Genomic DNA, 19227 nt, shown 5'->3' on the forward strand with positions numbered 1-19227 from the left:
GGGCGTCCTTCTCGTCAGGCGGATCTGGGGGCGAAAGGTCGATGTCGGCTCGGTGACGGCCGGGTGTCAAGGGGGCAGCCTAGCGGAGCCGGGTGGCCCGCCAGGTCCCCGTCGTGGGTGGTGTCGCGGGCCGGGTCAGCCGGATACCGGCGTCGCCCTCGGCCGGGGTACGACGCCGGTCGCGCCGAGCCCGACGGCCACGGATTCGACCAGGTTGTCCAGGTAGCTGTCGGTGAGCGGCAACCGGGCGATGGCGAGCCGCCAGTAGAGCGGGCCGACGATCAGGTCGACGGCGGCGTCCGGATCGGTGTCGGCGGGCAGCTCGCCGCGCTGCACGGCGCGGATGACCAGGCGACCGCCGATCTCCTGCTGGCGGGCGCGCAGCACCTGACGCAGAGTCTCGTCGATGGCCGGGTTGCGGGCCGCCTCGGCCAGCAGGTCGGGGATGATCTGCGACGCCAGGGGGTGACGCAGCGCGTGCGCCACGGCCTGGAACAGCAGCGCGAGGTCGCCGCGCAGGGTGCCGGTGTCCAGCACCGGCAGCTTGCCGTGTGCGGCGGCGGCGACGATCTCCACCACCAGGTCGAGCTTCGAACTCCACCGGCGGTAGACCGCCGTCTTGCTGACGCCGGCCCTTCGGGCCACCGCCTCGATGGAGAGCCGGCCGTAGCCGACCGCGGCCAGCTCCTGCATGAGCGCGCGCCGGATGGCCGTGGTGATCTCGTCGCGCAGCACCGCCGCGCCGGCCGGTACGCGCCTCTTCTCGGTCGTCACCGAGGACTCTTCTCGCAGGTCACGCCCGCTAGAGTAGCGCAACGACGGTACGGTTGCGTCCCGACGTGTTTCGGACTACTGTCCACGCAGCGACGAGGCGGCGTCCCGCGCACAACTCCCACTAGGATTCCATCGTCGCGAGCAACCCGTCTGCACGAAAGATCGGAGTGCCATTTCCATGGCCACCACCGCGCTGGTCGACCCTGACACGGGCCTGACCCAGGCGCAGCTGGCCGCTCGGCACGGGCTACGGGTCGCCGGTGAGCGACCCACCCTCGTCGAGTACAGCCGCCGACTCTGGGCCTACCGGCACTTCATCGCCGCGTACGCCAACGCCAAGCTGGTCGCGTCCTACAGCAACGCCAAGCTGGGCCAGCTCTGGCAGGTGCTCACCCCGCTGACCAACGCCGCGGTCTACTACCTGATCTTCGGGGTGGTGCTGGCACAGAACAGCATCCCGAACTTCATCGCGTACCTGACCACCGGGTTGTTCATCTTCAACTTCACCCAGAGCGCGGTCCTGGCCGGCACCCAGTCGATCAGCAGCAACCTCGGGCTGATCCGGGCGTTGCACTTCCCCCGGGCCAGCCTGCCGCTGTCGACCACCATGACCCAGTTCCAGCAGCTGCTGGCGTCGATGGTGGTGCTGGTCGGCATCGTGCTGGTCACCGGCGAGCCGATCACCTGGGACTGGCTGATGCTGGTGCCGGCGCTGCTGTTGCAGGCGGTCTTCAACGCGGGCGTGGTGCTGCTGGTCGCCCGGCTGGGCTCCAAGGCCAGCGACCTCAAGCAGGTCATGCCGTTCGTCATGCGCACCTGGATGTACGGCTCCGGCGTCCTCTACAGCGTCAGCCTCTTCGAGCGGCTGCCCGGCTGGGCGACGACGCTGGTCCAGTTCAACCCGCTGCTGGTCTACATCGAGTTGGCCCGGTACGCGCTGCTCGAGCAGGCGCCACTGCTCAACGAGTCGCTGACCCAGCTCTGGCTGGTCGCCGCCGGTTGGGCCGTGGTGGCCGGAATCGGTGGCTACATCTACTTCTGGCGCGGCGAACAGGAGTACGGCCGTGGTTGATTCCCTGCCGGCCGCCGACGAGGCGACCGTCTCCCTGCCGACGCTGACGCCCGAGCGGATCCCCACCGTGGTGGTGGACGACGCGCACATCATCTACCGGGTCCACCAGGGCGCCACCGGTGGCACCACTCCGGTGGCGGCGCTGCGCCGGCTGGTCAAGCGCACCAACGCGCCGAACGTGCGGGAGGTGCACGCCGTCAAGGGCGTGTCGTTCACCGCGTACCGGGGCGAGGCGATCGGGTTGATCGGCAGCAACGGCTCGGGCAAGTCCACCATCCTGCGGGCCATCGCCGGCCTGCTGCCGGTCAACCGGGGCGCGATCCACACCCAGGGGCAGCCGTCGCTGCTCGGGGTGAACGCGGCGCTGCTCAACGACCTGTCCGGCGAGCGAAACGTCGTGCTGGGGTGCCTGGCGATGGGCATGCACCCCGACGAGGTCGCCAAGCAGGCCGCGGGGATCATCGACTTCTCCGGGATCAACGAGCGGGGTGACTTCGCCAGCCTGCCGATGCGCACGTACTCGTCGGGCATGGCGGCCCGGCTGCGGTTCTCCATCGCCGCCGCCAAGAGGCACGACGTGCTGCTCATCGACGAGGCGCTCGCCACCGGCGACAAGGGTTTCCGCAAGCGCAGCGAGCAGCGCGTCCGCGAGCTGCGCGAGGGCGCCGGCACGGTGTTCCTGGTCAGCCACCAGCTCTCCTCCGTGCGCGACACCTGCGAACGGACGATCTGGCTGGAATCGGGCCTTATCCGGATGGACGGCCCGACCGACGAGGTCATCCGCGCGTACGAGGCGTTCGCTAACAGCAAGTAGAGTGCCGGCCAACCACCGGCATCGACACGGCAACCAGGACCGCGTCGCCCGCGTTGGGGCGGCGCGGTCCGCGCGTTAAGGTTCATTCCGTCGCCGCTCGGGCGGAACTTTCCGTTAACGCAACCCTGAGAGTGAGGATCCGGCAATGACGCAGGACCAGACCACTGGCCCGGACGCCGCAACGGAGACCCCCGCACCGTGGCGGCCCTCGCGGACAGTGGCCGTGGTGCTGGCCGGCGGCACCGGGACCCGGCTGGGCCTCGGCATCCCCAAGCAACTGCTCAAGATCGCCGGTAAGCCGATCATCGAGCACACCCTGGCGGTCTTCGAGGCCGCTCCGGAGATCGACGAGATCATCGTGCTGATGGCGACCGGTCACGTCGACGACGCCCGGCAGATCGTCGAGAAGGCCGGCCTGCGCAAGGTCACCCAGGTCATCGAGGGCGGCGACACCCGCAACGCGACCACCCGGATCGCGCTGGACGCGGTCGGCCCGGCCGACTGCAACATCCTCTTCCACGACGCCGTCCGCCCGCTGCTCAGCGGCCGGATCGTGCGCGAGTGCGTCAACGCGCTGTGGACCTACGCCGCCGTCGACGTCGCCATCCCCTCCGCCGACACGATCATCCAGGTGGACGAGAACGACTGCATCACCGACATTCCGGTGCGCTCCCGGCTCCGCCGGGGACAGACCCCGCAGGCGTTCCGCTCCCCCACGATCCGTGAGGCGTACCGGATCGCCGAGAACGACCCCGACTTCGCCGCCACCGACGACTGCGGCGTGGTGTTGCGGTACCTGCCGGGCACGCCGATCAAGGTGATCGACGGCTCGGACGAGAACATCAAGGTCACCCACCCGGTCGACGTGCACCTGGCGGACAAGCTCTTCCAGCTCGCGGCCGCGCAGGCGCCCCGGCTGACCGATCACCGCAGCTACACCGAGGAGCTGACGGGCCGCACGATCGTGGTGTTCGGCGGCAGCTACGGGATCGGCCACGAGCTGACCGAGCTGGCGCGGCGCTACGGCGCGCAGGTCTTCCCGTTCAGCCGCTCCACCACGGGCACCCACGTCGAGCGCGCCGAGGACGTCGAGGCCGCGCTGACGACCGCCTTCGAGGCGACCGGCCGGATCGACCACGTGGTGGTCACCGCCGGGATCCTGGAGCGGGGCGCCCTGGCCGAGATGGACGAGGAGACGATGGACCGGGTGTTGCAGGTCAACTTCGTCGGCCCGGTGACCATCGCCCGGCAGGCCCTTCCGTACCTGCAGCAGACCAAGGGTCAGCTGCTGCTCTACACCTCCAGCTCGTACACCCGGGGTCGGGCCCGCTACGCCCTCTACTCGTCCACCAAGGCCGCCCTGGTCAACCTGACCCAGGCGCTCGCCGACGAGTGGGCCGACGTCGGCGTACGGGTCAACTGCATCAACCCGGAGCGGACGGCCACCCCCATGCGTACGCGGGCCTTCGGCGAGGAGCCGGAGAACACCCTGCTGGCCGCGGAGGCCGTCGCCCAGTCCTCGCTCGACGTGTTGATCTCCGACCTGACCGGCCAGGTCATCGACGTACGCCGGGCGCCTGGCGACGGCCCGTCCGTGCCGGCGCAGGCCGGCCCGGACCGGTCCGAGACGCCGGCCGCGGCGTCGACGAACTGACGTCGACGGCACCCCCGCGACACCGAGGGCGGCGATCGGAGCGACATGCGTGGTGACCTGGTTCGCAAGGTGGCCGCCCGGTGCCTGAGCACCGGGCTCGCCGTGCTGGCCTTCGTCGTGCTGGCCCTCACCGGCAGCACCGGGTGGGGCCTCGCGCTGGCCGTCGCCGCGCTGGTGGCGGCGGCCGCTGAGCAGCGGATCCGACCGGGCGCCGACCTGGTGGCAGAGACCGCCCTGATCGCCGCGGCGGTCCTGGTCGGTTACTCCCGACGGCTTGACGACGGCTTCGACCCGGCGCTGGCCGCGACGGCGCTGGTCCTGCTGGGGCTGGTGCTGCTGGTGGGGCCGTTGCGTACCGCCGGCAACCTGGAGATCCGGGCGGCCAACCTGCCGGTACGCGCCTGGACCCCGCTGATCGCTGACCGACTCGGCGTCGCCCTGCTGGGGCTGCTCGCGGTGGTGGCCATCGCCGCCGCGTCGACCCTGCCGGCCGTCGTGGCGCTCGCCGCCAGCCTGCTGGTGGCCGCCGGCGCCGGGGCGGTCGCGCTGGACCTGGCCAAGCGACGGTTCCGCCCGGCCGCCGGCGGTGGGCAGGTCGCCCGCGCGCTACGCCGGCACGAGCCGGAGTTCCTGCTCTACTTCTCCGCACCCCCCGGCTCCGAGTACCAGGTCACCATGTGGCTGCCGTACCTCGAACGGATCGGCCGGCCCTTCCTGGTGCTGGTCCGTGAGCCGGAGTTCGTCGCGCCGATCGCCGCGGCCACCGACGCGCCGGTGGTCTACTGCCCCACGCTGCGCGCGATGGACGAGGCGCTGGTGCCGAGCCTGCGGGTGGCCTTCTACGTCAACCACGGGGCGAAGAACAGCCACTGCATCCGGTTCACCCAGCTCACCCACGTCCAACTGCACCACGGCGACAGCGACAAGGCGCCCAGCGCCAACCCGGTCTCGGGCATCTTCGACCGGATCTTCGTGGCCGGGCCGGCGGCGATCGACCGGTACGCCCGCGCCGGGGTGCAGATCCCGGCCGAGAAGTTCGTCGTGGTGGGCCGTCCCCAGGTCGAGTCGATCGAGGTGCGCCAGGAGCCGACGCGGGGCCTCGCGCACCCGACGGTGCTCTACACCCCGACCTGGACCGGGCACCACGCCGACGCCGACTACTGCTCGCTGCCGGTGGCCGAGGAGCTGCTGCGGCGGCTGCTGGGGCGCGGCGCGACGGTGATCCTGCGGGCGCATCCGTACACGACGCAGAACCCGGCGTCGGCACGCCAGTTGGGCCGGCTCACCGAACTGCTGGCCGTCGACCGCGCCCGCACCGGCCGGCAGCACGTGTTCGGCGCGGCCGCCCGGGAGCTGAGCCTGACCGAGTGCGTCAACCGCTCGGACGCGCTGGTCTCCGACGTCTCCGGGGTGATCTCCGACTACCTCTACTCCGGCAAGCCGTACGCCGTCACCGACATGGGTGACGAGGGCGACCGGTTCACCGAGCGCTTTCCACTGGCCGGCTCGGGCTACGTGCTGCGGCGCGACATGTCCAACGTGGACGCCGTGCTCACGGCCCTGCTGGACACCGACCCGCTGGCCGATGCCCGCTGGGTCACCCGCCGCCGCTACCTGGGCGACTTCCCGGCCGAGTCGTACGCCGAGGGTTTCCTGACCGCCGCCCGCCGCGAGCTGACCTCGGCCCGGGAACTACCCGCGCCCGCAGCCGCCTGACCGGTCAGCGGTACGGCTCCAGCAACGCCAGCACGGCCGCCGGATCCTCCAGGTGCGCGTTGTGCCCGAGACCGGACAGCGTGGCGACCGGTACGCCGTACTCCTTGAGCTGCGCGTCCGTGACCATCGGGTCGTGCTCCCCGCGGGCCAGCACCACCGGCACGTCGGTCGCCGCGAGCAGCGCCGCCAGGTCGGGCGCGCCGACGGCGAACGCGGCGTTGTCCATCGCGAGCCGCCACCGGCCGTCGACCTGACGCAGACCGGCGTCGACCATCGGGTGGTCCGGGAGGACCAGACCGGTGAGGCCGGCGACCCGCAGGTACCGGCGGGCGGCCTCGGTACGGCTGGTGAACCAGCCCACCGGGCGGGCGGCGAGGTCCGCGGCACGGGCCAGCTCGGCCGGCGCCCAGACGGCCTTGATGCCCAAGCCCACCACCGCGTCCACTGGCAGACCGGCGGCGCGGGCCGCCAGCGCCAGGCCGACCACGCCACCGAGCGAGTGCCCGAGCACCACGATGCGGTCGTCGGAGGCCAGGCCCTGCGCGACCCGCTGGGCGAAACCCTCGAAGGAGTACGACGACAGCGGCGCCGACCAACCGTGACCGGCGAGATCGGGCGCCAGCCACCGGCCGGGCCAGTGCTGCTCCAGAAGTGGCGCCCAGGGCAGCCACAGGTCACCCGTCGCCCCCATGCCGTGCAGCAGCAACAGGATCGGCTCCCGGCCAGCTTGACCACCCGATTCATCCACCACGGCCGCAGTCTCCCACGGTTCGCGGCCCGGTACGAGAGCCGTTCACCGGCGTCGCGCCCGACACGGGGACGCCGCGGGCGCCGGCCCCTCGTGGGAGACGGCGCCCGCGGCGTCGTGGGGTGTCGCGCGTTGGTCAGGCGGAGTAACCCCGGGTGGCGATCCAGTTCGCCAGGTCGATCGTGGTGATCCAGTAGGCCGGGTCGGCGGCGTTCGCCGAGTCGGCGATCCGCACCGTACGGCCGTTGTCCTTGTAGCCGACGACGGCGATGTAGTGCCCACCGCCGTAGGAGTGATAGCCGCCCTCGGTGTCGATGGCGTCGCCGACGACGTTCGCCACCACGCCCCGGCCATCGGTGATGGCCTTGACGACGTCGGCCTGAAGACGGTCCATCTGGGCCGGGCTGGGCGTGCCCGCGAACATGCGGGTGCGGTACGGGGAGCCCTTCACCTCGGCGTTGAGCACCCGGGTGGTGTCCTCGGCCGAGTTGGTGCCCATCTCGGTGGTGCCCAGTTCGGCGCCGAGCTCCTCCTGGGTGCGGTCGATCCCGCTGGCGCTGAGCGCGTTGCGGGTGGCCGCCGGGCCGCAGTTGTAGTAGGTGTTCTGCGCCTCGTAGTCGTAGTCGAGCACCTTCGTCGCGGGCGGCTTCGGCGGCGTCGGCTTCCGGGTGACGTCCGGGTTGCTCGTGGCCTTCGCGGCGGGGGACGCGGCGGTGGTGGCCGGGGCGGCGGTGCTCGGTGCGACGCTCGCCGACGGGGCCGCGGACCGGAGTTCGCCACGGGAGGCGACGGTGTCACTGCGCATCTCGGCGACCGTGGTCGGGGTACGCGAGCCGGCCGGGGCGTCGTCGGCGCCGGCGACCAGGGCGCCGGCGGTGGTGGCGATCGCGAGGGCCGCGGCGGAGGCGGCGACGATTTGGTACGGGCGCTCGGTCGCGAGGCGACGGAGCTGGCGCTTCAGGGTGTGCTTCACGAGGTCCTCCACGGTTCACAGGGAGAGCGGCACACCGGGGCTCGACCGGCATCCGGGCAGGCGTCAGCGCGCGGGCGGTGGCCCGCGGATGATGAGCCGCTCAGGGGAACGCCCGGCGCGGCCGGGCGGGAAGTGCGGTGACCCGGGGGGTCAGCTCACCGTCACGAGGCGGATGAGCGGGGACACCGCGTCGCCGTGGAGGCGGCGGAACAACAAGGGGGTCGAGGGGTGCTGCACGAGGATGGAACTCCTTCCGTCACCGCCTACCGGGTTAGCTGACGGATTCGGGCGGGAAGATCGCCCTACCGCGGGCCGTGGCTCGCGGATTCACCCCGGACTTACTGTGGGTCCCCGGTTCGTTGATCACGATTGAGCGGGTCGGCGCGGCGTCGCCTCCTGCGATCGGTAACCGCACCGGACGGGACGACAGTACTGGCCGGTACGCACTCTGCCAAGCCGTGCCCACCTGCGTAAACATCGATTGGCCCAGCAATTTCTGCGCGTTCTGCCGCTGACGTGACTCGATGGGACAACGGGTTCCGCCGGCACCTGTGGGCGACAACCGGACAGGTGGCCGACAACGCGGCCACAATCGCGGGCGCAATGGCCGCCGATGATGCCCGCCGCCCGATTTCCGCCGCCGGTGACCCGCCTCACATAACGGATCGGGCTCAACCGGCCCGGGCCGGACGCCAGCGTGCCACGAGGGCCGTACGCGACGGCCGCGTCGCGGTGCGCCGGGAGAACGCCGGGCTCGGCCGCGACCGGACCGCCGCCACGTACGCCTCCTCGGCGAGGACGCGCGCCGACTCGGCGGCCACCTCGGCGTCCCGCCAGGACGACCGCTCCCGCTCGGCGGCCGTCCGGTGCTCGGCCAGCCTCGCGTCACGGATCGCCCGGATGAGCAGCGTCTCCTGCTCGACCGGGTGCCGGCGGGGGTCCCAGCCGCGCCGGTGCCCGAACACGTCGCCGAGCTGAGCCATGGTCAACTCCCCCCGCCAGTGCGCCGCCATGGCGGCACGGTGCAGATAGCGCTCCCTCGCCGCGTACTCGGCGGGGGTGTGCGGGGTACGCGGTGTCGGCAACGCCCCGGCACCGGCGACCCGACGGGCGGCCGTGTCCGCCTCGTCGTACGCGGTCCAGGCCCGCTGCGCCTCGTCCTGAGCGACCAGCCAGTCAGCGCGCCGCCGTCGGGCGGTCCGCGCGGCCCGGGCGGCGGCCACGGCCACCTCCTCGGCGTACCGGCGCAGGTCGGCCATCTCGGCGACGGCCATCTCGCGGGCGGTGGGTGTCGGCGGCGTGGGGTCGGCCGCGGGCGAGTCCCGCTCCGGTCGGGCCACCAGGACGGCGAGGACCGTCAGCGCCAGCAGGAACAGGGCCGACCAGATGGCGGCGGCCTGGGGCACCTCGGTCAGGAACTGGTAGAAGACGACGGTTTCCATGATCGACACCTCGGCATGAGCACGTAAGCGATGGGATGCCGCACGGGCGGGTGCGGGCGGTGTGTCGTCAGGTGTGGTGACTGGCGTTCGGTCTGGCGGCGTCGCCGGTGATGGAGATCTCGGCGCGCCACACTCCGGCGCTCGCGGGACGGCGTGCCGCCCCGGTGACTGACCCCGCTAGGCCGGCGGGGCGCGGGGGGCCCGGCTGGCCGAGCCGGCGGCGCGGAGGGGCCGCTCCGAGCCCGTGCGCGCCGAGGTCACGCCCGCCAATGGGCGGGGCAACGCGTCCGAACCACCGTGCCGGGCGGGCTGCGGCTCGACCGACCGCGCGGAGGCGTCAGCGCCAAGCTCTGCGGCTCGTCCCTCGCCGACCCTGTCGGTGGCGGCCGAGCCGGTGGCGGCGCGGTCGGTGAGGACGGTGGAGAGGGCCGCGGTCGACGGTCCGAGCGGCTCCGCGAGGGCGAGCGACCCGATGATGGGCGGCGGGGCCGCGGCGGTCGATGCCGGTAGCAGCGCCGGGGCCGCGCCCAGGGCGAGCGACAGCACGGCGAGGCTGGTCAGCACCCGTGCCGCCCAGCGCGCCACCCACCACAGGGGACAGGTGAGCGCGACCGGGAGCACGTCCTCACGCTACCGTCGGGACCGCCCGGACGCATCGGCGACGGGCGTGTCGGCCAGCGCCGCGCCGACCCCGTCCGACCAGCGTGGACCAGGTGGCGTCAGCCGGCGCTGGTGGGTGCCACCGCGCCGGTCAAGATCGCGCTCGATCGTTGATGTAGTGGCCTCACTCGGCTGACGAGACCACTACAACCAGGATCGAGCGCGATCTTGCGCGTCTGGACGGGCGGGCACGGGCGGCACGCCGGCGTCACCGCTCCCGGCCGACGAGGTGGTGCGCTGATGGGGAACGAGCGGCGGGCGACCCGGGCGACGTGGCGCGAGCCGGCGCATCATCGGGGTCTCCACCCAGCGGTGCAGCAACCCGGCGAGGACCAGGTTCGCGAGCAGGAATCCGAGCACCACCGCCGGACCCCGCCAACCCCGGAAACCGGTCCCCCAGTCGCCGCTGAGCCGGAGCACGCTCGTCATCACCAGGACGTGCACCAGGTAGAAGGCGAACGAGACCTCGCCGAGCCAGACCAGCGGACGCGAGCGCCACGGCGAGCGCCGGCCGCGCACGTCGGCGTCGGCGGCCGCGGTGATCACCAACAGGTACGCGACGGCGAGCAGCGTGGTCCACAACTCGGCGCGGATCCACTGCGCGGCGGCCACCCAGGTGCCCACGAAGATCGCGGTGGCGGCGGTCAGGCCAGGCCCGCGCCACCGGCCCCGGAGCATCAGCTCGGCCGCCACCGCGCCCAACCAGAACTCCAGGGACCGCACCGGCGGGAAGATCTGGGTGAACCACCAGCGGCTTACCTCCGGCACCAGATGCTGGGCCGGCCAGAGCGCGAGGATCAGCAGCGGCAGCGCGACCACGAGCGCCCAGAGCACCGCGGGTCGCGCCCGGCGCAACAGGGGCAGCGCCAGCGGCAGACAGAGGTAGAAGAAGAACTCGCAGGACAGCGACCAGCTCACCGTGTTGACGCTGTAGAACCAGCCCAGCCGGGGGTCCCACGCCTGCAACAGCAGCAGGTTCTCCACGGCGACGGCCGGCAGGACGGGATCGGCGAACCACCCGGCGACCAGCAGCGCGGCGGCCCACAGCACCACGTGGTTCGGGTAGATCTTCGCGACCCGTCGACGCCAGAAGGTCAGCCGCGAGTCGCCCGGGCGGGCCGACCAGACCAACACGAAGCCGCTGAGAATGAAGAAGAACTGCACGCCGGACAGGCCGAGGGTGAAGAGGGCGTCGACGACGGCCTTGTACTCCGGCTCGGCGATGATCCGCATCGTCCCGGCGTGGAACCCGAAGACCAGCAGCGCGGCGATCCACCGCAGCCCGGTCAGCGACGGCAGCCGGGCGGGGGCGGCCGGCGCGGCCGGCGCGTCGGTGGTGCTCGTCATGCCGAGGCACCCTACCGGGTCACTCCCGGGTGAACCGGGCGGCCGTTGTTTACCTTCCGCTTCGCGGGTGTTCAGGGATTTCACCATCGGCGGCCACGTGTGGTTCCGGGGCTGGCCATCCACGTCGTCGAAGGTGGCGACGTGGTCAATGAGCCGACGCACGCGCCGCTGCTGAGCATCGTCGTGCCCGTCTACGGCGTCGAGGCTTACCTGTACCAGTGCCTCGAGTCGGTCCGGGCGGACATCCCGGCGGGCGAGTCGGAGGCGGTCGAGCTGATCGCCGTGGACGACGCCTCGCCGGACGGCTGCGGCGCGATGCTGCGGTCCTACGCCACCGGGCGCGACAACGTCCGCGTCGTACACCTGGAAGAGAACGTGGGTCTGGGCCTGGCCCGCAACGCGGGCCTCGACGTGGCCACCGGCCGGTACGTGTGGTTCGTCGACAGCGACGACTGGCTGCCACCGGGCACGATCGCGGCGGTGCTGGACCGGCTGCGTGAACACCAGCCCGACGTCCTCATGCTGGACCACCTGCGGGTGCACGAGGACGGTCGGCGGGAGGTCGACGCGAGCAGCCACCTGCTGCGCGGGGTGCCGGGCGTGGCCCGCCTGGCCGACCAGCCGCACCTGCTGCGGGTGCAGCACACGGCGTGGAACAAGGTGGTACGCCGGGCCTTTCTCGACGAGTTGGAGCTGCGCTTCTTCCCCGGCTGGTACGAGGACATCCCGTTCAGCCACCCGCTGCTGATCGGCGCGGAGAAGATCTCGGTGCTGGACCGGGTCTGCTACCTGTACCGGCAGGGCCGCCAGGGCGCCATCACCTCCACCCGCAGTGGCCGGCACTTCGACGCGTTCGGCCAGTACGAGCGGCTGATGGACTGGGTTGCCCGCCGGCACCCGGACGAGGGCCTGCGGGCCGAGCTGTTCGAGCTGATGATCAGCCACTACCTGGTGGTGGTCGGCAACGACGACCGGCTGCACCCACACCTGCGGCGCGCCTTCTTCCACCGGGTCGCCGAGCACTACCGCCGATACCTGCCCCCCGGCGGCTATCCGATGCCGCCGGGGGTCAGCGGGCTCAAGCACCGCCTGGTGGGGCGGGGCGACTGGTTGGCGTACTCGGCGCTGCGGCAGGCGCACCGGGTCACCGGACGGTGGCGACGGTCCGGCCCGACCGCCAGCGCCGACTCGTCGTCGACCGACGACCCCTCCCGAGCGGCGCGGTCGACGAGCAGGCCGGACGGCGGGCACGCCGCCGGCAGGCCGGGACGGTCGGACGCGCTGGCCGGTGGCCGCCTGCCGTGACCCGTTCGGCGGGTGCCCGGGTTTTTCAGGTCGTCCACCCGTTCGGGGGGACGACGACAGCACCACCGCACGTCGGTGCGGGCGTAAGGGAACAGAGGTCGGAATGACGGCGACAATCAAGATCGGACCGCACGCGGTCGGTGCCGGGGAGCGGCCCTTCGTGGTCGCCGAGATGTCCGGTAACCACAACGGCGACCTGGACCGGGCGCTGGCCATCGTGGACGCGGTCGCCGAGAGCGGCGCGCACGCGCTCAAGCTGCAGACGTACCGGCCGGACACGATCACGATCGACGTCGACACCCCGGCCTTCCGCATCTCCGGCGGACACGAGCTGTGGGGCGGGGAGAACCTGTACCGCCTCTACGAGCGGGCGCACACCCCGTACGAGTGGCACGCCCCGATCTTCGCGCGGGCCCGCGCGCGCGGGCTGACGGTCTTCTCGTCACCGTTCGACGCGACCGCCGTGGCGCTGTTGGAGTCGTTGGACGCCCCGGCGTACAAGATCGCGTCCTCGGAGCTGGTGGACCTGCCGCTGATCCGCTTGGTGGCCAGCACCGGCAAGCCGATGGTGATCTCGACCGGGATGGCGACGGTCGCCGAGATCGACGCCGCCGTACGGACCGCGCGCGACGGCGGCGCGGCGGGCATCGTCCTGCTGGCCTGCACCGCGTCCTACCCGGCACCCCCCGCCGACAGCAACCTGCGCCGCCTGCCGGTGCTGGCCGGCGCGTTCGACGTGCCGGTCGGGCTCTCCGACCACACGCCCGGTATCGGCGTGGCGGTCGCCTCGGTGGCGCTGGGCGCCTGCTTCATCGAGAAGCACGTGACCCTGGACCGGGCCGATGGCGGCGTGGACTCGGACTTCTCGCTGAACCCGGCGGAGTTGACCGCGCTCGTCGAGGAGTCGGGCCGCGCCTACGCGGCGCTGGGCGGCACCGCGATCGGCCCGACGCCGGCCGAGCGGGAAGGGCTACGGTTCCGCCGTTCGCTGTTCGTGGTCGAGGACGTCCGGGCCGGCGACCCGGTGACGGCACAGAACGTCCGGTCGATCCGCCCAGCCGGCGGCCTGGCCCCGATCGAGATCGACAGGGTGTTGGGCCGCACCTTCACCACCGACGTCCCGCGCGGCACCCCGCTGAGCTGGGACCTGATCTGACCGCTGTGCGGCCGGGTGCCCCGCCGCGCCGGTAGCGGCGCCGCGGGGTGCCCGGCTCTGCGGCTGGCAGTGCCCTGTGCGCCTCCTGTCGAGCTGCCCCGAAAATGGGGCGCGTGCCGTGGGTGCCATCCCGCCCCACCGATGGGGCAGCTCGACAGGAGGCGCCCGACAACAGCGGCACCCCGCCGTCAGTCGCGGCCGGTCAGCCCCGCGCCCTGCTCGGGGGCGAAGCCGACGGTGACCACCAGGTCGGCGACCCGCAGGGTGCTCCAGAGGATGGCGACGTTCACCGGAGTGCCCAGCCCGTGCCGACGCCACCAGGTCGCGATCGGCACGTCGACCAACTTGCAGCAGCACTCGGCCCGGGTCCACCGGGCCCAGAAGTCAGCGGTGCCGAAGTGGCGGGCCAGTGCCGGGGGCACCGGGGCGTTCGCGCGCTCCGCGTCGACGGCCACTCGCCAACCCGGCACCGGCGGGCCGTACCAGCCGACGCAGCGCCCGTCGTCGAGGTGACTGCGGGTCGTCGCCGAGGCCAGGTCGGCGGGCGTACCGATGCGTAGGTGCCGTTCGGCGGCGGCGAGCAGTCCCGGCACCGGGCGCAGGTCAGATGGAGGCGGCACCGTCCACCACGATGACCTGGCCGTTGATGTTGGTGTGCTCGCGCAGCAGCATCCGCACCACCGGTACGACCTCCTCCGGCTCGGTCAGGTGGCCGGTCGGGGTACGGCGCACGATCTGGTCGAGCTGGGTCGGGCCGAGCACGGCGGACATCTCCGAGGCGAAGAAGCCGGGCGCGACCGCGTTGACCAGCATCCGGCCGCCGAGTTCCCGGGCGAGCGAGCGGGTGGCGGCGTCCATGCCGCCCTTGGTGGCCGAGTACGCGACCAGGCCCGGGAAGCCACGCTGCGCGCAGATCGAGGTGATGTTGACGACGCGGCCCCGCAGCCCCTTGCCGAGCATCCGACGGATCACCAGCCGGGTCAGTTGCAGCGGCGCGGTCAGGTTGGTCTCGATGATCCGGGCGATGTCGTCGGTCGCGGTGTGCACGTGCAGGGAGTCCTGCCCGACGGCGGCGTTGTTGACGATGCCGTCGATCGGGCCGAGGCGCTGCTCCACCTCGCGGACGAAGCCCTGCGCGGCGCGCAGATCGGTGACGTCGACCGAACCGACGTGCACCCGGTCGGGGTGCTCGGCGGCGAGCTTCTCCAGCTCGGGGGTGACGGTACGGGCGAACGCGGCCACCCGTACGCCCGCGTCGAGCAGGTCGGTGACGATGGCCAGGCCCAGCCCCCGGGAACCGCCGGAGACGAGGACCACGGAGCTGGGGGGAACGAGCTTGGTGTCGGCGGGGTCAGACATCGCTCTTCAGGGTCTCCTTGACGGGAATCTCGGTCAGCACACGGATCCGGCGGGGCACGGCGTGCTCGGGCAGCCGGTCGGCGCACCAGCGGACCAGCGCGGCCTCGTCGGGCAGCGGGGCGTCCGCGTGCTCGGCGGGTGCGAGGACCACGTCGGCGACGACCATCCGACCGAGCACCGGGGCGCGGCGGCCGGTGACGCGGGCCCAGGCCACATCGGGATGCTGGGTCAGCACGCCACGGACCACACCGGCGGAGACCTTGCTCCCACCCACGTTGATCTCGTCGGTGTCCAAGCGACCTGTGATCAGCACCCGCCCGTCGACCACCTGCACCCGATCCCCGGTGCGGACCGGGCCGGAGAGCCCGACCCCGTGGTACGGGGAGGTGACGACCAGTTCGTCGTCGCGTACCGACAGGGTGGGTCGGCCCTCGGTTTCCCGGTCCAGCCACTCGGCGGGGAACCCGGCCCGCCCGTCGTGCACCACAATGGACGCGCCGACCTCCGAGGACGCGTAGATCCAGGAGATCCGCGCGGCGGGGAAGACCTCGCGCAGCTGGTCCAGGATCGCCTGGTCCACCGGCTCGCCGCCGAGGGTGATCTGACGCAGCGGCACCCGGGCCAGCGCGGCGGCGTCCCGGTAGAGGGTGCGCCGCCAGAAGGTGGGCGTGCCGGACGCGGCGTCGACCCCGTGCGCGGCGGCGACCGCCGGCCAATCGTCCAGTTCGTCCGGCTCGATGACCACCAGGTGCTGACCGGGCTGGGTCAGCGACAGGGTCACGACCTGCCACCAGGCGTACGTGCCGGGGGCGTAGGGGCACAGCCAGGTCCGGTCCGGCTGGTCGGCCCGCACGGTGGTCAACGTGTCGAGGGTGTGCCCGACCCGCTTGGGACGGCCCGTCGACCCGGACGTCAGCAGCCACAGCCGGCCGGGTTCGGCGACGCGCGATCGGGCGGGCGCGCTGGGGTGCGCGCCGTCGTCGTCGAGGAGGGTCACGGTGAAGCCCGCGTCGTCCAGCTCCGCGCGCATCGTCGCGTCCACCCGACTCGCGGTGCTGAGCAGCAGCTCGGTGCCGTGCACGGCGTGCTGTCGCGCGGCGGCGAGCGCGTGCCGGGCGGAGTGCGCCAGCACCGCGGCGGGGTCGGGCAGCTGCGGCGTCGGCAACGTCCGCCAGGTCAGCGCGGCGCCGCCCGCGACGAGCCGGTTGTCGACGCCGGCCGGTTCCCGACCCGCCGTGGCCGGGTGGGGGGTCGCGACGGTCACTGCTGCGAAAGCTCGACGAGGAAGTCGAGGACGTCGCCGACGGTGGCGATGCGGCGCAGGCCGGGAGCGTCGAAGTTGAGCTCCTCCCCCGTCTCGTCCTCAACGCGCAGGGCCAGCTCGGAGAAGTCCAGCGAGCGGAAACCGATGTCCCGCAGCTGCGCCGCGTCGTCGGCGGGCAGCTCCTTGTCCTGGTTCTTGAGCACCTGCGCCATGAGGTCGCGGATCTGCGCGCGACTCAATTCGTTCATGCGCCGGAGTCTACAACCCAGCGAATGGATAACTGCTTTCCCGGTAGGCCCGGGTAAGGTGCTCCGACCGGATGTGTTCAGACAGGAAAGCGGGAGCACGTGCTACGCGAAGCGACGGCGGACGACGTTCATCTGATGTTGTCCTGGCGTAATCAGGAAACCAACCGTCAGGTCAGCAAGACCAGCCACGAGATCACCGCCGAGGAGCACGCCCGGTGGTGGTCGGCGGTGCGCGACGACCCGACGCGGCGCGTCCTGACGTACGTCCACGACGACCGACCCTGCGGTGTCGTCACCTTCTTCGACCTGCGGCTGGACGCCCCGCGAACCGGGGCGTGGGGCTTCTACCTGGACGCCGACGGGCTGGCCGGGCGGGGCGAGACGCTGCCGGCCTGGCTGGGGGTGATGCGGGAGGCCGTGGAGTACGCCTTCGACGGGTTGCACCTGACTCGGCTCGACGGCGAGGTGCTGGCGCACAACACCGTCGTGCGGCAGATGAACCGACGTTTTCGATTCGTCGAGGGCACGCCACGGCAGGAACTGTCCGACGGGCGGGAAATCACCGTCATTCCGATTTCCCTGGCGCGTGAGGATCGTCGCCAACGGTGATTGCCGCCGGCATTTCCGCAATGGCGGTAAAGCGTTAGGCACCCGTACGCCCGGTGGACATCCACCGTTCACCGGAACGCGGTGACCACCGGGCGGTAATGGGCGTCGGAATCAGGCGCGCCGCCAGGCGGCCCAGTGCTGCCGTTCGTTGCCGCCGAGCCGGACGAAGCCGTACCTCGCGCCGTCCCAGTCGTCCGGCTGGCCGGGCGCCCAGCGGGCGAACACCACCTGCGCGGCGGCGGGCGGCTGTTCGCGGAACCACCGCACGTCGGTCCAGGTGACCTGGTGACTGAGGTTGAACCGCAGGATGTAGTGCACACCGGTGGAGGCCCAGACCCGCTCGCCGGGGCGTACGCCGACGTCGGCGACCCGGGGGGTCGGCGCGGTGCTCGCGGCCATCGGCCGCACCAGCCGTTGGTCGATCACCTGCATGGTGAGCAGGTTGACCACGACCAGGACGCCGAGCACGGGCAGCCGCAGCCGGGGCACCCGGACCGCGGCCACCAGCAGCACGCACGCGCCGATGCCGATCAGCGACCCGAGCACCGGACGCATCTCGCGCCAACCGTTGGTCAACGCCATCAGGTCCGGCGCGCCGAAGCCGCCGTAGCGCAGCGAGTGCCCTCGGCTGGCCACGTACGCGAGGCGACCGGCGACCAGCGCGCCGCCGGCGACCAGCAGGCCCACCGCGACCGCCGCCCGGCGCAGCGCCACCCGGCGCTCCTCGGTGAGCAGCACCCCGAGCCCGACCAGCAGCCAGAACGGGGCGAGCATCTGCACGTAGCGGCCGTAGATCGCGTCCAACGGCTTGCCGGTGATGCCGGCCAGGAGCACCGACGCGCCGCTGGCGACTCCGACGCTCACGACCAGCGCCACCCCCATCGTCCAGCGGGTGGCGTCACCGTGGCGCGGACGCCACAGCTCCTTGACGGCGGCGGCCCAGGCGATCCCGGCCAGTCCGAACGTGATCACCACGAGGTACCAGAGCTGGGTGGTGACGGCCGCCCCGACGCGGACCACCCCCTGGGCGGAGGCGACGGCGGCGACCGTGCCGCCCCCGGGGGTGCTGCCCAGCAGGTAGACCTTGTCCCCGAGGAGGCGGATGCCGGCCTCGTTGACCAGCGCCAGGGCCAGCACCGGCAGCAGCGCCGCGAGCACCGCGACGGGGGTGATCCGGCGGCGCACGAACAGCAGCAGGACCAGGCCGGCGTGCACGGCCACGATCACCAGACCGCGCGAGTGCAGCAGGTGGAACGACCCCACCAGCAGGCCCACGGTGGCCGCGGCGAGCGGCCCGGGGCGTTCGATCCAGCGGTGCACGGCGAGCAGCCAGGCGACCACGAGCGGCGCCATCACCGTGTCGATCATCGCGACGCCGGCGTAGAAGGCGGTGGCCGGCAGCGTGGCCGCCACCACCGCCGCGAGCAGCGCCGACGCGCGGGGCAGCCGGAGCACCCGGCGGCCCAGGAGGTACGCCAGCGGCAGCAGCGTCGAGTTGACCATCGCGTTGATCAGTTGGACGAGACGGTAACTGTCGGCGAAGTCGTGGTGGCCGAGGAACGCGGGCGAGATGAGCATGGGGTATCCGACCCGGCGCAGCAGGTCGTTCTCGCTGCTGAACCCGCCCGGACCGCCGGCGAGGGCGCGGGCGGTGTTCAGATAGCTGTCCTCGTCGGTGTGGGCGATGGGCAGCGCGATGTGCCGCGACAGCCACAGGCGCCAGGCGACGCTCAGCACCCAACCGACGAACAGCAGCAGCGGCACCAGCCATCGGCGTGCGGGTGTCGCGGGCGGTGTCCCGGCCGGGACCGCCGGCCGTTCGATCACGTCGCTGCCGATTGCCATCAACGCCTCCTGAACCGTCGGCCGGACCGGCCGCTGGGCACGCCGGACAGGCTGGTGACGCTCGGGGATGATCCGCTCGCACCGAGGCGGTGCGGATGTCGGGTGAACGCGGCAACCACGACGCGCTCAAGGCTGCCGGGTCGCTCGCGCGGCCACTGTAGCGGCCGGATCTCCCCTGGTCAGCCCGCTTCCCGGCCGGTCGGAAATGTTCGCCTGCACGGTGCCCGCCATTCACGACGGC

General features: G+C 72.4%; 18 protein-coding genes and 1 riboswitch. Of the genes, 7 read left to right on the top strand and 11 right to left on the bottom strand.

Going from position 1 to position 19227, the window contains the following annotated elements:
• Positions 1–135 precede the first annotated feature (135 nt).
• Positions 136–774: a TetR/AcrR family transcriptional regulator gene (locus tag AB0J36_RS23495; protein WP_355050328.1), complete on the bottom strand. Its 639-nt coding sequence runs from the start codon at positions 772–774 to the stop codon at positions 136–138.
• A 178-nt stretch (positions 775–952) separates the two neighbouring features.
• Here AB0J36_RS23495 and AB0J36_RS23500 point away from each other — a divergent pair, with 178 nt between their 5' ends.
• From AB0J36_RS23500 to AB0J36_RS23515, 4 genes are all read left to right on the top strand, one after another.
• Positions 953–1846, top strand: coding sequence for an ABC transporter permease (locus AB0J36_RS23500; protein ID WP_357120079.1), 894 nt, complete (start codon positions 953–955; stop codon positions 1844–1846).
• Positions 1847–1850: 4 nt separating this feature from the next.
• Entirely contained in the window at positions 1851–2660 is an 810-nt protein-coding gene (locus AB0J36_RS23505) for an ABC transporter ATP-binding protein (protein ID WP_357120787.1), read from the top strand.
• Positions 2661–2805: 145 nt separating this feature from the next.
• Positions 2806–4314 (top strand): bifunctional cytidylyltransferase/SDR family oxidoreductase, encoded by a 1509-nt coding sequence (locus AB0J36_RS23510; RefSeq protein ID WP_357120082.1) that lies wholly within the window; start codon positions 2806–2808, stop codon positions 4312–4314.
• A gap of 45 nt (positions 4315–4359) precedes the next feature.
• Entirely contained in the window at positions 4360–6030 is a 1671-nt protein-coding gene (locus tag AB0J36_RS23515) for a CDP-glycerol glycerophosphotransferase family protein (RefSeq protein ID WP_363661118.1), read from the top strand.
• A 4-nt stretch (positions 6031–6034) separates the two neighbouring features.
• On the opposite strand, the gene AB0J36_RS23520 is transcribed toward AB0J36_RS23515, so the two are convergent.
• The 5 genes from AB0J36_RS23520 to AB0J36_RS23540 form a co-directional block, all read right to left on the bottom strand.
• On the bottom strand, positions 6035–6781 hold the full coding sequence (locus AB0J36_RS23520; RefSeq protein WP_363661119.1) for an alpha/beta hydrolase: 747 nt from the start codon (positions 6779–6781) through the stop codon (positions 6035–6037).
• A gap of 133 nt (positions 6782–6914) precedes the next feature.
• The gene (locus tag AB0J36_RS23525) at positions 6915–7763 is read right to left on the bottom strand and encodes a C39 family peptidase (RefSeq protein ID WP_357120091.1); all 849 of its coding nucleotides are present in this window, start codon (positions 7761–7763) and stop codon (positions 6915–6917) included.
• Positions 7764–7996: 233 nt separating this feature from the next.
• Positions 7997–8137, bottom strand: a riboswitch (cyclic di-AMP (ydaO/yuaA leader).
• A gap of 285 nt (positions 8138–8422) precedes the next feature.
• Complete coding sequence (locus tag AB0J36_RS23530; protein ID WP_357120094.1) at positions 8423–9193, bottom strand: hypothetical protein; 771 nt, start codon at positions 9191–9193, stop codon at positions 8423–8425.
• Between the two features lie 177 nt (positions 9194–9370).
• Complete coding sequence (locus tag AB0J36_RS23535) at positions 9371–9814, bottom strand: hypothetical protein (RefSeq protein ID WP_363661120.1); 444 nt, start codon at positions 9812–9814, stop codon at positions 9371–9373.
• A 183-nt stretch (positions 9815–9997) separates the two neighbouring features.
• Entirely contained in the window at positions 9998–11200 is a 1203-nt protein-coding gene (locus AB0J36_RS23540; RefSeq protein ID WP_357171549.1) for an acyltransferase, read from the bottom strand.
• Between the two features lie 141 nt (positions 11201–11341).
• On the opposite strand from AB0J36_RS23540, the gene AB0J36_RS23545 reads away from it, so the two are divergent.
• Positions 11342–12505, top strand: coding sequence for a glycosyltransferase (locus AB0J36_RS23545; RefSeq protein ID WP_357120103.1), 1164 nt, complete (start codon positions 11342–11344; stop codon positions 12503–12505).
• 103 nt (positions 12506–12608) lie between these two features.
• Complete coding sequence (gene pseI, locus AB0J36_RS23550) at positions 12609–13661, top strand: pseudaminic acid synthase (protein WP_357120106.1); 1053 nt, start codon at positions 12609–12611, stop codon at positions 13659–13661.
• A gap of 188 nt (positions 13662–13849) precedes the next feature.
• Here pseI and AB0J36_RS23555 read toward each other — a convergent pair whose 3' ends face one another.
• Genes AB0J36_RS23555 through AB0J36_RS23570 form a run of 4 tightly spaced genes read right to left on the bottom strand, consistent with a single transcriptional unit; the run spans position 13850 to position 16532 of the window.
• Positions 13850–14281: a hypothetical protein gene (locus AB0J36_RS23555; RefSeq protein WP_357120109.1), complete on the bottom strand. Its 432-nt coding sequence runs from the start codon at positions 14279–14281 to the stop codon at positions 13850–13852.
• Positions 14265–15020 carry an SDR family NAD(P)-dependent oxidoreductase gene (locus AB0J36_RS23560; protein ID WP_357120112.1) on the bottom strand — a complete coding sequence of 252 codons (756 nt, stop codon included), beginning with the start codon at positions 15018–15020 and terminating at the stop codon, positions 14265–14267. The genes AB0J36_RS23555 and AB0J36_RS23560 overlap by 17 nt, the downstream gene beginning before the upstream one ends.
• Positions 15013–16284 (bottom strand): AMP-binding protein, encoded by a 1272-nt coding sequence (locus AB0J36_RS23565; protein ID WP_363661121.1) that lies wholly within the window; start codon positions 16282–16284, stop codon positions 15013–15015. The genes AB0J36_RS23560 and AB0J36_RS23565 overlap by 8 nt, the downstream gene beginning before the upstream one ends.
• A complete protein-coding gene (locus AB0J36_RS23570; RefSeq protein ID WP_357120118.1) occupies positions 16281–16532 on the bottom strand; it encodes an acyl carrier protein in 252 nt (83 codons plus the stop codon). Before AB0J36_RS23570 ends, AB0J36_RS23565 begins: the two co-directional genes overlap by 4 nt.
• 99 nt (positions 16533–16631) lie before the next feature.
• On the opposite strand from AB0J36_RS23570, the gene AB0J36_RS23575 reads away from it, so the two are divergent.
• The gene (locus tag AB0J36_RS23575) at positions 16632–17141 is read left to right on the top strand and encodes a GNAT family N-acetyltransferase (RefSeq protein WP_355050343.1); all 510 of its coding nucleotides are present in this window, start codon (positions 16632–16634) and stop codon (positions 17139–17141) included.
• Between the two features lie 111 nt (positions 17142–17252).
• On the opposite strand, the gene AB0J36_RS23580 is transcribed toward AB0J36_RS23575, so the two are convergent.
• Positions 17253–18986, bottom strand: a complete 1734-nt coding sequence (locus tag AB0J36_RS23580) for a hypothetical protein (protein WP_357171544.1) — start codon at positions 18984–18986, stop codon at positions 17253–17255.
• Positions 18987–19227: the final 241 nt, after the last annotated feature.

The sequence above is a fragment of the Micromonospora sp. NPDC049662 genome, assembly GCF_040675055.1.
Classification (GTDB): domain Bacteria; phylum Actinomycetota; class Actinomycetes; order Mycobacteriales; family Micromonosporaceae; genus Micromonospora.

What these genes read in the sequence shown, in the direction of transcription:
- AB0J36_RS23570 (WP_357120118.1), bottom strand. Translation starts at nt 16,532, where the DNA reads ATGAACGAATTGAGTCGCGCGCAGATCCGCGACCTCATGGCGCAGGTG.
- AB0J36_RS23500 (WP_357120079.1), top strand. Translation starts at nt 953, where the DNA reads ATGGCCACCACCGCGCTGGTCGACCCTGACACGGGCCTGACCCAGGCG.
- AB0J36_RS23530 (WP_357120094.1), bottom strand. Translation starts at nt 9,193, where the DNA reads ATGGAAACCGTCGTCTTCTACCAGTTCCTGACCGAGGTGCCCCAGGCC.
- AB0J36_RS23580 (WP_357171544.1), bottom strand. Translation starts at nt 18,986, where the DNA reads ATGGCAATCGGCAGCGACGTGATCGAACGGCCGGCGGTCCCGGCCGGG.
- AB0J36_RS23560 (WP_357120112.1), bottom strand. Translation starts at nt 15,020, where the DNA reads ATGTCTGACCCCGCCGACACCAAGCTCGTTCCCCCCAGCTCCGTGGTC.
- AB0J36_RS23540 (WP_357171549.1), bottom strand. Translation starts at nt 11,200, where the DNA reads ATGACGAGCACCACCGACGCGCCGGCCGCGCCGGCCGCCCCCGCCCGG.
- AB0J36_RS23510 (WP_357120082.1), top strand. Translation starts at nt 2,806, where the DNA reads ATGACGCAGGACCAGACCACTGGCCCGGACGCCGCAACGGAGACCCCC.
- AB0J36_RS23515 (WP_363661118.1), top strand. Translation starts at nt 4,360, where the DNA reads ATGCGTGGTGACCTGGTTCGCAAGGTGGCCGCCCGGTGCCTGAGCACC.
- pseI (WP_357120106.1), top strand. Translation starts at nt 12,609, where the DNA reads ATGACGGCGACAATCAAGATCGGACCGCACGCGGTCGGTGCCGGGGAG.